The sequence below is a fragment of the Syntrophaceae bacterium genome (assembly GCA_013177795.1).
Taxonomy (GTDB): domain Bacteria; phylum Desulfobacterota; class Syntrophia; order Syntrophales; family UBA2192; genus UBA2192.
In genome coordinates this window covers 730,785-743,792 of sequence record JABLXY010000002.1, presented here as the reverse complement: position 1 = coordinate 743,792, position 13,008 = coordinate 730,785, and the positions used below count along the sequence as shown (strand labels likewise).

At 63.6% G+C, this 13,008-nt stretch carries 13 protein-coding genes; 12 read left to right on the top strand and 1 reads right to left on the bottom strand.

Features of this window, described 5'->3' with window-relative positions:
• The first annotated feature begins 181 nt into the window (after positions 1-181).
• The 10 genes from HPY67_08495 (at position 182) to HPY67_08450 (ending at position 9,949) form a co-directional block, all read left to right on the top strand.
• Positions 182-457, top strand: coding sequence for a hypothetical protein (locus HPY67_08495; protein ID NPV04756.1), 276 nt, complete (start codon positions 182-184; stop codon positions 455-457).
• 33 nt (positions 458-490) lie between these two features.
• Entirely contained in the window at positions 491-754 is a 264-nt protein-coding gene (locus HPY67_08490; protein NPV04755.1) for a hypothetical protein, read from the top strand.
• Positions 755-839: 85 nt separating this feature from the next.
• Entirely contained in the window at positions 840-2,405 is a 1,566-nt protein-coding gene (locus HPY67_08485; GenBank protein NPV04754.1) for a metal transporter, read from the top strand.
• 66 nt (positions 2,406-2,471) lie between these two features.
• Positions 2,472-3,002, top strand: a complete 531-nt coding sequence (locus tag HPY67_08480) for a hypothetical protein (protein NPV04753.1) — start codon at positions 2,472-2,474, stop codon at positions 3,000-3,002.
• Between the two features lie 3 nt (positions 3,003-3,005).
• Positions 3,006-3,908, top strand: a complete 903-nt coding sequence (locus HPY67_08475) for a hypothetical protein (protein NPV04752.1) — start codon at positions 3,006-3,008, stop codon at positions 3,906-3,908.
• Between the two features lie 25 nt (positions 3,909-3,933).
• Positions 3,934-5,091, top strand: a complete 1,158-nt coding sequence (gene phaC / locus HPY67_08470) for a class III poly(R)-hydroxyalkanoic acid synthase subunit PhaC (GenBank protein NPV04751.1) — start codon at positions 3,934-3,936, stop codon at positions 5,089-5,091.
• A 23-nt stretch (positions 5,092-5,114) separates the two neighbouring features.
• Positions 5,115-6,152 (top strand): GAF domain-containing protein, encoded by a 1,038-nt coding sequence (locus tag HPY67_08465; GenBank protein ID NPV04750.1) that lies wholly within the window; start codon positions 5,115-5,117, stop codon positions 6,150-6,152.
• Between the two features lie 279 nt (positions 6,153-6,431).
• Positions 6,432-6,860 carry a MaoC family dehydratase gene (locus HPY67_08460; GenBank protein ID NPV04749.1) on the top strand — a complete coding sequence of 143 codons (429 nt, stop codon included), beginning with the start codon at positions 6,432-6,434 and terminating at the stop codon, positions 6,858-6,860.
• 297 nt (positions 6,861-7,157) lie between these two features.
• The gene (locus HPY67_08455) at positions 7,158-7,997 is read left to right on the top strand and encodes a class I SAM-dependent methyltransferase (GenBank protein ID NPV04748.1); all 840 of its coding nucleotides are present in this window, start codon (positions 7,158-7,160) and stop codon (positions 7,995-7,997) included.
• A 170-nt stretch (positions 7,998-8,167) separates the two neighbouring features.
• On the top strand, positions 8,168-9,949 hold the full coding sequence (locus HPY67_08450) for a hypothetical protein (GenBank protein ID NPV04747.1): 1,782 nt from the start codon (positions 8,168-8,170) through the stop codon (positions 9,947-9,949).
• Between the two features lie 97 nt (positions 9,950-10,046).
• Here the strand turns inward: HPY67_08450 and HPY67_08445 are convergent, their stop codons facing one another.
• Positions 10,047-10,202 (bottom strand): hypothetical protein, encoded by a 156-nt coding sequence (locus tag HPY67_08445; protein NPV04746.1) that lies wholly within the window; start codon positions 10,200-10,202, stop codon positions 10,047-10,049.
• 124 nt (positions 10,203-10,326) lie between these two features.
• On the opposite strand from HPY67_08445, the gene HPY67_08440 reads away from it, so the two are divergent.
• Positions 10,327-10,959: a class II aldolase/adducin family protein gene (locus HPY67_08440; GenBank protein NPV04745.1), complete on the top strand. Its 633-nt coding sequence runs from the start codon at positions 10,327-10,329 to the stop codon at positions 10,957-10,959.
• Positions 10,956-13,004 carry an NAD(+) synthase gene (locus HPY67_08435; GenBank protein ID NPV04744.1) on the top strand — a complete coding sequence of 683 codons (2,049 nt, stop codon included), beginning with the start codon at positions 10,956-10,958 and terminating at the stop codon, positions 13,002-13,004. The genes HPY67_08440 and HPY67_08435 overlap by 4 nt, the downstream gene beginning before the upstream one ends.
• Positions 13,005-13,008: the final 4 nt, after the last annotated feature.

The following is a 13,008-nucleotide window of genomic DNA, read 5'->3' as shown; positions in this document are numbered from 1 at the left end:
AAACCATGATAAAATTTCGCTTACAGGGGGACTTAATCATCATATCTATCTTGAAATAATAGGAAAATAAGCATATTGCACTGCAAAAACTTTTTGATGTTGCATTGCAACATTTTTCTTGACAAGCCGCCTCGGGCAGATTATATTTCCTCTACAAAAAACACCCGAGGAGGATTTATCCATGGACCCGAAGAAAGTCATCAAGCAGACCTTCGATTTCTACAAGTCGACCTTTGAGAACACCTACAACGCGATGATCATGCTCCAGGAACAGAGCCAGAAGATGTTCGAGATGTACCTGGACCAGACGCAGGGCTTCCCCGAAGAGGGCAAGAAGGCCGTCCAGGAGTGGATCAAGGCCTACAAGAAGGGCGGCGAGGACTTCAAGGCCGCCGTGGACGAGAGCTTCAAGAAGGTCGAGGACTTCTTCACCGAGGCGGCGAAGACCGCGAAGTAAAAACAAGCGACAGCATCAAGGAGGGATGATATGATGCAGCCCAAGGAACTGCTCAAGCAGATGATCGAATTCAACAAGTCGGCATACGAAAACGCATTCAAGAACCTCAACATGCTCCAGGAGCAAATGGAGAAGGTCTTCAACATCTACATCGACCAGGCCTCGGGCATGTCCGAGGAAGGCAAGAAGGCCGCCAAGGAGTGGGCTTCGATGTACAAGAAGGGCTACGAGGACTACAAGAAGCTCGTGGACGACAACTTCAAGAAGATTGAGGCCTTCTTCCAGGAGACGAAGTAGCAAACCGTTCCCGGGCACGAATCGACCGGGAGGAAGGCGTAGGTCAACGATGTATCCGTTTCTCCGCGTGCCGTCGAGGGACCTGATGGGAACCCTCCTCAACCTGCCGCTGAAACCCGCCGAGGTCGGCTTCAAGATGGTCCTGTCCTCGGCGGAGCTGCTCAAGGCCTCGCAGACGTATCTCAACGGGGTGACGAGCTACTATTTCGACTTCATGGCCCCGTACTGGGTGGCGCTCAACTCCTTCCAGCGGACCGAGAAGAAGAAAATCATCGAGCACCAGCCGCAGGAGACGGCCCGGGACTATCTCGAACTGCTGCACTTCAACATGGAGATCGCCAGGAAGGGCCTTCTCAGCTCGCTGCGGTCGATGAACCAGTTTCACGCCAGCGAAATGCGCAGACGGCACTCGGCCTGGCTCAACACGCTGTTTGACCGCGAGGGAGAGGACATCGCGCAGCACGCGGAGCGCCTCTCCCACCTGCTCAAACTCCTCACGAACGAATACCCCAAGGCCATCCGGGACATCGAGCCCCACTTCGGCTTCCACTTCGACGACGGCGGCTACGTGAAGGCGGCCGAGACGGACCGCTTCATCCTCTACCAGGTGCTGCCCTGGAAGGGCTGCGCCGAGGTCCGGCCGGGCGGAAAGCCCGTTCTCATCATCCCGCCCTACGTTCTGGGGGCCTCGATCCTCGCCTTCCTGCCGGGCGAGAACAAGAGCTACACGCACTGCTTTGCCAACCAGGGGATCCCGACCTACATCCGCATCATGAAGGACATCAACGCCACCCCGGCGGTACAGACGATGACCGGGGAGGACGACTGCCTCGACATGAAGCGCTTCTGCGAGGTCATCCGCGAGCGCCACGGCAAGCCGGTCACCCTCAACGGCTTCTGCCAGGGGGGGTTCGTCGCGGCCCTCAACCTGATGTCCGGTGAGCTCGACGGGCTCGTGGACGCCTTCATCACCTGTGTCGCCCCCATGGACGGCACGCGCAGCAAGGCCCTCGTGGAGTACCTCGAACACATCCCCCCCCGTTTCCGGGACTTGGGATACGCGGAAAAGACACTGCCGAACGGCAACCTGATCGTGGACGGCAAGGTCATGAGCTGGGTCTACAAGCTCAAGAGCATGGAGCGCGAGGCGCCGATCTTCACCTACTACCGGGACCTGTCCATGTTCAACCGCGAGAACCTCGAGCACATCCGCATCACCCCCACGGCCGCGGCCCTGAACTACTGGCTCATCTACGAGCGCAACGACCTCCCGATCGGGATCACCCAGTTGAGCTTCGACTCCTTCACCAAGCCGGTGTCGAAGGACGGCACCCTGCCGGTCAGGCTCTTCGGGCGGCCCCTGAACTTCAGGCGCCTGCAGGAAAAGGGCATCAAGTGGCTGCTCTGCTACGCCGAGGAAGACGATCTCGTCGACCGGGAGGCGGCGGTCGCACCGGCCGATTTCATTGACGTGGAGATCAGCGTGTTCCCCAAGGGGCACGGCGCCATCGCCACGTCGTGGTCCCTGCCCACCTCGGAGTGCGCCCTGCACCGGCGGTTCCGTGAGCGCTACCGCGGGCCGGTCCGCTACCAGCTCGACCTGGACGGCATCAGCGACGAGTTGCACTGCATCGGCGACTGCGCGTCGTAGCACCGGCCTCATCGCCGGCGCGGTCCCCACCGACCCGCCGCACACCGACCAAGGAGGGACAGTGCCGTGGACAGGAAATTCCTCGAATTCTGGGGCCACTTTCTGCTCAGCGCCGCCAAGGGGCAGGAACAGGTCGAAACCCTGGGCCGCCTGGCAAGCGAAGGGTTCAAGGCCTTCGAGCAGCAGCTTGCCCTCTTCCAGAAATTCTACGGCCTCGACCGGAAACCCGACCCCGCCACCCCCTATGCCGAGATGTGGACGAAGGCCGCCGCGGATTTCATGCATTCCTACCAGGAATTCATCGGTCTCATGGGCATGGTCCCCCGCGAGGACTACGAGGCGCTCGCCAGGGAAAACGAGAGCCTGAAGAAGAAGATCGAGGAGCTCGAGGAATCCCTGAAAAAGACGAAGAGACGGCCGGGCGGCAAGGAATCGGACCCCTCCGAGATCGTCAAGGGCTTCGAGGGGCTCATGAAGAAGCAGGCCGAGCAGTTCCAGGCCCTCATGGCCTCCTACGGGAAGCTCTACGAGGCGCAGAAGCCGGGCCGGAAAGCATCGGAACACCACACAGCCGAGGCGTCGAAAAAGAGAGGGTAGGCCATGACCGAGAAAGAAAAGGCAGCGGAGAGCGCACAGAGCGTCGTTTTCACGGACTGGATCAAGAGCCAGGCCGACGCCTGGGAAGAAGCCCTGAAGCGCACGGCCCAGGCCTGGCAGGCCCCTCTCGGCGCCGGGCCGGGAGCCGAGGAGGGAAAGGCGCCGGGCCCCGACGAGATCGCCAAAAGCCTGCTGGAGTTCTTCCAGGCGCTCGCCTCGGTTGCGGGGTTGCCCGAGCCCAGGGAGATCCAGACCGCGAAGTCCCTCCCGGACCTGATGCTGAAGGTGCTGCAGCCCTTCTGGATGTACGCCGTCAAGCTCGAAAAGCAGTGGGCGGAGATGACGGGCGCAACGGCCACGGGCGAGCCCGAAAACATGGCCGAGGTCATCAAGCAGATGACCAAGACCTTCTACGAGGCCCAGGCGGAGGATTTCCGGAAGATCCTCCACATCCCCCAGCTGGGCATCAACCGGTACTACCAGGAGCGGTTCAACAAGGCCGTCGAGAAGGCGTCGGACTACCAGTCGGCCCTGACGGAGTTCATCCAGCTGCTCATGATCCCCGTCGAGAAGGCCTACTACGCCGTCCAGGAAGAGATCGCCAAGATGGAGAAGGAGGGCAAGGCCGCGATCAAGGATTCCAAGGCCCTCTACCAGCTCTGGATCCAGAAGCTCGAGGACCACTACATGGCCCTGCTTCGCTCCGACGACTACATGAACACCCTGAGGGAGACCCTCAACTGCCTGCACGATTACCGCGCGGCCCGCGCGGAGTTTTTCATGGACCTGCTGCAGAACCTGCCCATCCCCACCAACCGCGACATGGACGAGCTGTACCGGGACCTGCACATCCTGAAGAAGAGGGTGAAAGAGCTCGAGAGGAAGGTGAAGCACAATGGGAAGTGAAAAAAAGGCCCGACTCTCCGACATGATGGCCCCCTACGCCATGGCGGCCGACCTGATCATGGCCCGGGTGGCCGGCGACACGGCGAAGTTCCACGAGCAGCTCCGGAAGGCCCGGGAGGTGCTCATGAGCCCGCTGGATACGGAAATCGCCCAGACCCCCTACGACGTCGTCTGGCAGGAGGACCGCGTCAAGCTGAAGCACTACCACGCCAGGAGGGAGCCCCTGCTCAAGACCCCGCTCTTCATCGTCTACGCCCAGGTCAACCGGGAGACGATGCTCGACCTGCAGCCCGGCCGCAGCGTCGTGGAGACCTTCCTCAACGCAGGCCTCGACATCTACATGCTCGACTGGGGCTACCCGACCCGCAAGGACCGCTTCCTCAACCTCGACGATCACATCAACGGCTACATCGACGGCGCCGTGGACTTCATCCTGGAGACGCACGGCCTGGATCAGCTCAACATCATGGCGATCTGCCAGGGCGGGACGATGAGCGTCATCTACGCCGCGCTGCACCCGGAGAAGGTCAAGAACCTGGTGCTCACGGTCACGCCGACGAACTTCGACCACGACGCGGGGCTGCTCAACGTGTGGGCCCGCTCGCTTGACCCGGACAAGCTGGTGGCCTCCTACGGCAACATCCCCGGCGACATCATGAACCTGGGGTTTCTCCTCCTGAACCCGGCGCGGCTCATGATCGACAAGTACGTGGGGTTCCTGGAGAACATCCACAACAAGGACTTCGTGGAGAACTTCGTCCGCATGGAACGCTGGATCTTCGACAGCCCCGATCTCCCGGGCGAGGCCTTCCGCGAGTTCATCCAGTGGATGTTCCGGGAGAACCGGCTCATCAAGAACGAGCTGGTTATCGGGGGGAAGAAGGTGGACCTGAAGAACATCACCATGCCCGTGCTCAACATCTACGGCAAGTACGACCACCTCGTGCCGCCTGCTGCATGCGATCAGCTCACGAGCAAGATCGGCAGCACGGACAAGGAGGATGTCTGCCTCGACACGGGCCACATCGGCATCTACGTGAGCTCCAAGACGCAGAGGCAGTTCGGCCCGAAGATCATCCACTGGCTGACGGAGCGAGACGAGGCACCCGGGCCGGCGGACGGCGAAACGAAGAAGTCCGCCTCCAGGAAGAAAAAGGCCGGGGCAACGGCCGAAGGGGAATAATTCCGGAAAGGAAGAGAGACACCATGGACTACATCAAGGCAATCAGCAAAGTCGGCCGCGCCCTCGGCACGACGATCGAACGGGACAAGCTCCTGGAGATGATCGTGCATTCCGCCGTCGACACGATGAAGGCCAAGGCGGCCTGCCTGTTCCTCGCCAGCGACGAGGCGCAAGACCAGTACATCGCCGTGGCCCAGACGGGGCTCTCCAAGGGCTACATGCACGCCGCCCCGAGCCGGATGGCGCCCACGATGAAACTGCTCGAGAAAGAGGGGTTCATCCACTACCGTGAGGCCCAGAAGGACGACCGGGTCCAGAACAGGGAATCCAAGGTCAAGGAGGGGATCGGATCCATCCTGGTCGTCCCCGTCCGGTCCGAGGATGCCCTGATCGGATGCCTGGCGCTCTACACGGCCGAGATCCGCGACTTCTCCGAGATGGAGATCGAGTTCCTCACGGTGCTCGCCGAGCAGGGCGGCATGGCCATCCAGAAGGCCTGCCTCATCGAGAAGCTGCGAAAGACCACGCGCATCTTCCTCGAGATGGCGTCCAGCATCGCGGCCAGCACGGACATCAAGACGATCCTCCAGACCCTCACGGAGGACGTGGCCAAGACCCTGAACGTCAAGGCGGCCTCGATCCGCCTCCTGGACGAGAACCGCGTGACCCTGCGGCTCGCGGCAAGCTACGGCCTTTCGGAGAAGTACCTCAAGAAGGGCCCCGTCTCGGCGGAGAAGAGCATCGCCCAGGCCCTGCAGGGAAAGCCCGTGGTCGTCAAGGATGCCGCCACCGATGCCGGCGTACAGTACCGCAAGGAGAAGAAGGAGGAAGGCATCGTCACGATCCTCAGCGTACCCATCAAGAGCCGCGAGGAGGTCATCGGCGTGCTGCGGCTCTACAGCGCCGTGCCCCGGGACTTCACGGAGGACGAGATCCAGTTCGTCAACGCCCTGGCCTACATGGGCGGCGTGGCGATCCAGAACATGCAGCTGATGGCAATGCTGAAGGACGACGTGAAGGATCTGCGCGAGAACGTCTGGATCTTCAAATCGTGGTTTTAGAAAGCGTCCCCGCGGGAAGCGGGTGTTCGGACGGGATTCTTCCCGCGGACAGACGGTTTTCGACCGCTCTGACGCTCGCGCCGCTGCAGACGCAAAAACTCGCCCTGCGGGCTCAAACCGTTTGCGCTGCGGGCGTGGAGTTTACCCCGAGCAAAGCGTGGGGGCCCCGCAGATCGGTTACCGAAAACGCGCCTGACTTCGCGGTCCCGAATCCCGTCCGAACGCGAACCGGAAGCGCGTTCGTTCAATCTTCAGGGAAACAAATTCAAGGGGGAACCAATGATCGGCAAGACGATTGACGAGATGAACGTCGGTGATGCGGCGGAGATGGCCAAGACCGTCACAGAGACGGATGTCTACCTCTTCGCGGGGATCACAGGGGACTTCAACCCGGCCCACGTCAACGAGGCCTACGCAAAGAACACCTTCTTCAAGGGCCGGATCGCCCACGGGATGCTTTCGGCGGGATTCATCTCGGCCGTGCTTGCCATGAAGCTGCCCGGCCCGGGATCCATTTACATCAGCCAGAGCCTGGAGTTCAAGGCCCCCGTCCGGATCGGCGACACCGTCACGGCGCGCGTGGAGGTCAAGGAAAAGGTGCCCGAGAAAAACCGCGTCACGTTCCGGACGACCTGCACGAACCAGGACGGCACCCTGCTGGTGGACGGGGAGGCCGTGATCATGGCACCGAAGCCGCCGAAGAAGTAATCTCTCCCGCGTTTCGTCTCACTGCCGCCCCAGCCGGCCCCCCGGGCCGTTCCCGGGGGGCCTCGCATCATGCGGAGCCCCGCAATACCTTGCCGAAAACAGAAAATCGTGTTACATAAAGAGCGGTTACTCGTCACTCTCCTGCAGACGTCTCTCTGGCCGGCTCTTCGACCTGCGGCGAAACGCAACGACACGGGGCCCATGCCCCGGGTGCGGCTGAGGCAAGTCCGACGATCGGACCCGTTCAACGGTCAACACCCCTGAAACCCGTCTCCGAGCACACCGGGACCGAACGCCATGAAGACGGCTGTCCTTCACCGGCTGTGGAAAGAGCCCGTGCGGCTCACCGGGGTCTGCGAGACCCTGCTGATCCCCCTCTGGGCCCGGGCCGTCGAGACCCGGCGTCCCGACGCGATCATCCGGGACCCGATCGCCCTGGAGATCTACGAGAATCTCGATTACGACTTCTCCAAGTTCGAGGGGGCCTGGATGACCCAGACGGGGATCGCCGTCCGCACGAAACTGCTCGACGAGGCGACGGCGGCCTTCATCGAGGACAGCCCCCGGGGCACGGTGATCAACCTCGGGGCCGGCCTCAGCACCCGGTTCTCGCGCCTCGACAACGGGAGAATCCGCTGGTACGAAGTCGACCTGCCGGAGGTCATCGCCCTGCGCCGGGCTTTCTTCCGGGAAACGAGGCGTTACCGCTGCATCGCCGGCTCGGTGACGGACCCCGCCACGTTCGATCGCATCGAGGCGGCCAGGCAGCCCGTCCTGATCCTCGCCGAGGGGCTCTTCATGTACTTTGCCGAGGAAGAGGTCCGGTCCGTCTTCGGGCATCTCTCGACCCGTTTCCCGGGGGCGCAGATGCTGCTCGAGATGCTCGCCCCCTGCGCCCTCGGCATGGGCCGGTACGACCCCTGCCTGTCCCGGATCGCGAAGGGCAGCCTCGAGTTCCGCTGGGCCCTGAGCGACTGCCGGGAGATGGAGTCCTGGGGCTGCGGCCTGCGGATCCTGGGTGAGAGCAACGTCCTGGAGCACCACCGGGAGCGCTGGGGATGGCTGAACTTCTTCCCCCCCCAGGCAATGTCCGTCCTGGGCAACAGGATCGTTCACCTCTGTTTTTCCCGGGAATGATCCGTGACGCCCGCTCCCTTCCGCCCGCCCGATCGCAAGGCCGCCGCCGTCGGCCCAGGTTGGTCGGGCGTTTGCATGACGAGGGTAAGGGCCGTCCGTCTTGCGTCCCGGATCCCGGGGCGAGTCCCGGCCCGTGCAAGGGCCCCCGCTGACCTGCAAGGAGCAGTCCCATGAAGAAAAAGAGCGCCGAGAGGATAACGTCCCGCGAGCTTCTGTCCCTGGTCGGCCGGACACCGGCAGACAACGTGGAGGGGTACAAGTCGGCCATGCCCTGGAAGAGCAAGCTCGCCGGGGGCCAGATCCGGTCCCTTTTCCTGTACCGGGAGCTGCTGAGGGCCATGGCGGGGCAGCCGCTCCTGTTCGGGCCCCTGGCCGCCGTGGCGGGCTGGCAGGCCAATCTCATCGAAGCCACCCTGACGGGCCCCATCAAGACGCAGGCCCGCATCGCCACGAGGGCGGGGCGCAACCCCGACGCCTTCGCCGAGATGAACAGCTGGATCTACCAGACCTACGCCAGGCTCCTGTACAACCTGTGCGGCTGCTTCATGCGCAACGGGAAATTCGATCGGCGCGTCGCGCTGGAGGTCTCCACATCGGAAGAGGGCAAGCAGCTCCTGCGCAACTGCATGAGGGAGTTTAGGTGGCTCGAGCTCTCCTACAACTCGATGGGGCTCACGCGCCTCAAGGCCATGAAGGACCTCCTGAAATCGCTCGTGGTGCTCATCACGGAGCAGCCCGTCGACGACATGCCCTTCATGAAGAAAAACCCCGACGGCAGCGACGGGATGTCCTTCGGGACCTGGCTCGAGGAGGGACGCGCCCGCATCGAGGCCCTGTGGAAGTACAACGCCTTCGACATCCGGGATTTCTCCGACCGCTTCATGGGCGGCAAGATCGGCTACATGCCCTACGAGGTGGTCAAGGGCTCCCGCCTGCACTCGGTGACGCTGCGCCATTACCCCCTGCCGAAGGGGACGGAACCGAACGGCAAGGTCGTCTACCTCGCCACCCCGATGATCAACAAGCCCGAGATCTTCGACCTGGCCCCGGGGAAATCCGTGGTCGAGGGGATGCTCCGGGAAGGCTACGAGGTCTACATGGTCGATCACGGCGACCCGGGCCCCGGGGAGGCGAACCTCGGTCTGGACTTCTACGGCAAGACCGTCCCCGACGCCTACCTCGACATCATCCAGAAGCGCCACCCCGGGGCCGCCGTCTACATCATGGCCTACTGCATGGCGGGCACCCTCATGCTGCCCTACCTCGCGCGGCGGGCCGAGGAGTGCATGGCCCGCGGCGAGCCCATGGACATCTGGAAGATCGCCGTCATGGCCACCCCCGTCAAATTCGACGACGGCGAAAGCGGGCATGCCGCCATGCGCAAGGTAATCCGGGAGGAGTACGACCCCCTGCTCATGGAGGAGCTCTACGGGGAAGTGAACATCCCGCCCCACGTCATCGAGGCGGGGATGAACGAGATCCAGCCCGGCGTCCAGTACACCGTTTCGATGGGCTTCTACGGGCGCGCCTACTGGCCCGGCGCCATCGAGGACTCGGCTCCCTTTCTCTACTGGCTCACCCACGGCACCAAGTTCCCCGCCCGGGCCCACCGGGAGTGGATCGGCCGGTTCTTCCTCGGCAACGCGCTCATCGAGGGCACCTACACCCTGCCCTCCTCGATCCCCTCGCTGGACGGAAAACCCGTCCGCATGGAAGCCCTGGACGAGGCCGGCGTCCTCATCTTCTGCTACCGCGGCACCCGGGACCCCATCGCGCCGCCGAATTCCTGCATCTCCTGCGAGCTCTGGGGCGAGGTGGGGAAGAACGTCGGCGTCTCCCGCGGGGGACTGAACCGCCTCATCGAGAAGAACGTGGGCCACATCTTCGTCGTGAGCAAGGTCCTGCTGGCGGAATACCTCGAGCTGGTGAACGACTTCTTCAAGTCGCACTGACGCGATTCGCGCCGCCTGCAGCCTTCAAGAAAAATCCCCCTCGGTCCCCCTTTTTATAAAGGGGGAAGGAAGGGGGATTTTTTGCCTCTTCACGCAGTTATTCCTTGAGGCGCCGGTGCGCCTCGTCCTTGGACTCGTAGAGGTGCGGCGCCACCTCGCGCTTGGCGAGCTCGTCGCCGAGCTTCATCCGCAGGAAGGTGCTCGTCGTGTAGCGGGTGACCTTCTCGTAGAACTGCATCACGTACTTGACCATCTCGGCTTCATGACGCGGCGTCGCCTGTGTCACGTGCGGTTGAATTGTCTTTTCCTTTGACAAACGCGGGCCGATTCATTACCTTGAAAGTGCCTGATTCTGCAAAGGAATAAGCGCGCATCCCATGGAGACACCGGCGAGGGAAATACACGGGGGTGTCAAGTTCAAGACGGAGTTTGTCTCCGCGGCAATCCCCACCGATACACGGCTGGAGGAACTCAAGGCCTGGTGCGCCGAGTTTCACCGGCGCAAGTTCGCCCCGCCCTACGGCGAGTTCCCCCAGGGGAACCTGAGCTTCCGTCTCCGGCCCGGCGAGGACGCCTTCATCATCACGGGCTCCCAGGTGGGCTGGAAGGATCTCCTTGCCGACGACCGGTTCGTCACCGTGCACGGCTGCGACATGGACAGGGGCATCGTCTACGCGAGCGGCAATCGGGACCCCTCCTCGGAGAGCATGCTCCATTTTGCCGTCTACCGGGCCCGGAAAGACGTGCAGGCGGTCTTCCACGGGCACAGCCGGGAGATTCTCCGGTGCGCCGACCGGCCGCCGGACATCCCGGAGACGAGGGAGCCACACCCTTACGGGAGCCTGGAACTGGCAAGAGGCGTTCTCGACGTGCTCGGCAACGCCGATTTCGTGATCATGAAGCGGCACGGGTTCATCTCCCTGGGCCGTTCGATGGACGAGGCGGGCAGGCGGGCCATTGACGTGCATCAGCGGTGCCTGCGGCAGGCGGAAGGGGGGAATGCGCCATGAAGGACTTCTTCAACCTCTACAGCCACGGCTTCATCCGGGCCGCCGTCTGCGTCCCCGAGGTCCGCGTCGCCGACGTGACGTTCAACACGGAACAGACGATCGCGCTGGCCAAGCAAGCCGCGGCCAAGAAGGCCCTCTTCGCCCTGTTCCCCGAACTCGGGCTCTCGGCCTACACCAACGAGGACCTCTTCCACCAGGAAGCCCTGCTGAAGCGGGTCCGGGAGGCCCTGGGCCTCCTCCTCGAGAGGACGAAGGGCCTCGGCACGATCCTCGTCGTGGGGGCGCCCCTGCGGGTCGACTCGTTCCTCTTCAATTGCGGCATCGTGATGCACCGGGGCCGGATCCTGGGTGCGGCTCTCAAATCCTACCTGCCCAACTACCGCGAGTTCTACGAGGGCCGCCAGTTCCGCCCCGCCGAGGACGCCCTGTCGAAGACGGTGAGCCTCTGCGGCCAGCGGGACGTCCCCTTCGGGGCGGATCTGATCTTCGAGGCGGAGAACGTCCCGGGGTTTGCCTTCCACATCGAGATCTGCGAGGACCTCTGGGTCCCCGTGCCGCCGTCGAGCTTCGCGGCGCTGGCGGGCGCCACGGTCCTGGCAAACCTGTCGGCCTCGAACATCACCATCGGCAAGTCGGAGTACCGGCACAGCCTGGCGGCCAACCAGTCGGCCCGCTGCGTGGCGGCTTACCTCTACGCGGCGGCGGGACCCGGCGAGTCGACGACGGACCTGGCCTGGGACGGCCAGGCCATGGCCTACGAGAACGGGACGCTGCTCTGCGAGTCGGAGCGCTTCTCCGGAAAGACGCAGATGATCCTCGCCGACATCGACCTGGACCGACTCGTCCAGGACCGGATGCGCCTGACGAGCTTCAGCCAGAATGCACGGCACCTCCGGGACCGGGCGGAGCGGTTCCGCAGGATTCCCTTCGCCGTGGAGATCCCGAGGGGCCGCATCCTGCTTTCCCGGCAGTACGCCCGGTTCCCCTACGTGCCGGCCGACCCCGCGAAGCGCGACGAGCGGTGCTACGAGGCCTACAACATCCAGGTCCAGGGTCTCGCCACGCGGCTGAAGGCCTCGGGGATTCCCAACGTCGTCATCGGGGTCTCCGGCGGCCTCGACTCCACCCACGCGCTCATCGTGGCGGCACGGGCGATGGACCTGCTGGGCCGGCCCCGGTCCTGCGTGAAGGCCTACACGATGCCGGGCTTTGCCACGTCGGACAAGACCTACCGTAACGCCAACCGCCTGATGAAGGCCCTGGGCGTGGAGGCCAACGAGATCGACATCCGCCCGAGCTGCATGCAGATGTTCCGCGACATCGGACACCCCTTCGCGAAGGGCAAAAAGGTCTACGACATCACCTTCGAGAACGTCCAGGCCGGCGAGCGGACGAGCCACCTTTTCCGCCTCGCCAACCTGCGAAACGCCATCGTCCTGGGGACGGGCGATCTCAGCGAGCTGGCCCTGGGCTGGTGCACCTACGGCGTGGGCGACCACATGTCGCACTACAACGTCAACGTGAGCGTCCCGAAGACCCTCATCCAGTACCTGATCCGCTGGGTCGCCTCGACGAACCAGTTCGACCGGACGACCTCGGAAACGCTGCTGGACATCCTGGCCACGGAGATCAGCCCCGAGCTGGTGCCCGGGGTGAGCGGCGGCCAGCCGGCGCAGCGGACGGAGGACACGATCGGGCCCTACGAGCTGCAGGATTTCAACAACTTCTACACGACCCGCTTCGGCTACCTGCCCACGAAGACCGCCTTCATCGCCTGGCACGCCTGGCGGGACAGGACGGCGGGCACATGGCCCGAGGTGCCCGAGGAGAGGCGCAACGAGTACACGATCGGCCAGATCAAGCGCTGGCTCACGGTCTACCTCGAGCGGTTCTTCCGGACGAGCCAGTTCAAGCGCTCCTGCATCCCCAACGGGCCGAAGGTGGGCTCCGGCGGATCGCTCTCGCCGCGGGGCGACTGGCGGGCGCCCAGCGACAGCGAGGCCGCCGCGTGGCTGGAGAACGCGAAGGAAATCCCGGACCGTTGAACCG

What these genes read in the sequence shown, in the direction of transcription:
- HPY67_08440 (NPV04745.1), top strand. Translation starts at nt 10,327, where the DNA reads ATGGAGACACCGGCGAGGGAAATACACGGGGGTGTCAAGTTCAAGACG.
- HPY67_08465 (NPV04750.1), top strand. Translation starts at nt 5,115, where the DNA reads ATGGACTACATCAAGGCAATCAGCAAAGTCGGCCGCGCCCTCGGCACG.
- HPY67_08455 (NPV04748.1), top strand. Translation starts at nt 7,158, where the DNA reads ATGAAGACGGCTGTCCTTCACCGGCTGTGGAAAGAGCCCGTGCGGCTC.
- HPY67_08475 (NPV04752.1), top strand. Translation starts at nt 3,006, where the DNA reads ATGACCGAGAAAGAAAAGGCAGCGGAGAGCGCACAGAGCGTCGTTTTC.
- HPY67_08450 (NPV04747.1), top strand. Translation starts at nt 8,168, where the DNA reads ATGAAGAAAAAGAGCGCCGAGAGGATAACGTCCCGCGAGCTTCTGTCC.
- phaC (NPV04751.1), top strand. Translation starts at nt 3,934, where the DNA reads ATGGCCCCCTACGCCATGGCGGCCGACCTGATCATGGCCCGGGTGGCC.
- HPY67_08485 (NPV04754.1), top strand. Translation starts at nt 840, where the DNA reads ATGGGAACCCTCCTCAACCTGCCGCTGAAACCCGCCGAGGTCGGCTTC.
- HPY67_08435 (NPV04744.1), top strand. Translation starts at nt 10,956, where the DNA reads ATGAAGGACTTCTTCAACCTCTACAGCCACGGCTTCATCCGGGCCGCC.
- HPY67_08490 (NPV04755.1), top strand. Translation starts at nt 491, where the DNA reads ATGCAGCCCAAGGAACTGCTCAAGCAGATGATCGAATTCAACAAGTCG.
- HPY67_08445 (NPV04746.1), bottom strand. Translation starts at nt 10,202, where the DNA reads ATGGTCAAGTACGTGATGCAGTTCTACGAGAAGGTCACCCGCTACACG.
- HPY67_08460 (NPV04749.1), top strand. Translation starts at nt 6,432, where the DNA reads ATGATCGGCAAGACGATTGACGAGATGAACGTCGGTGATGCGGCGGAG.
- HPY67_08495 (NPV04756.1), top strand. Translation starts at nt 182, where the DNA reads ATGGACCCGAAGAAAGTCATCAAGCAGACCTTCGATTTCTACAAGTCG.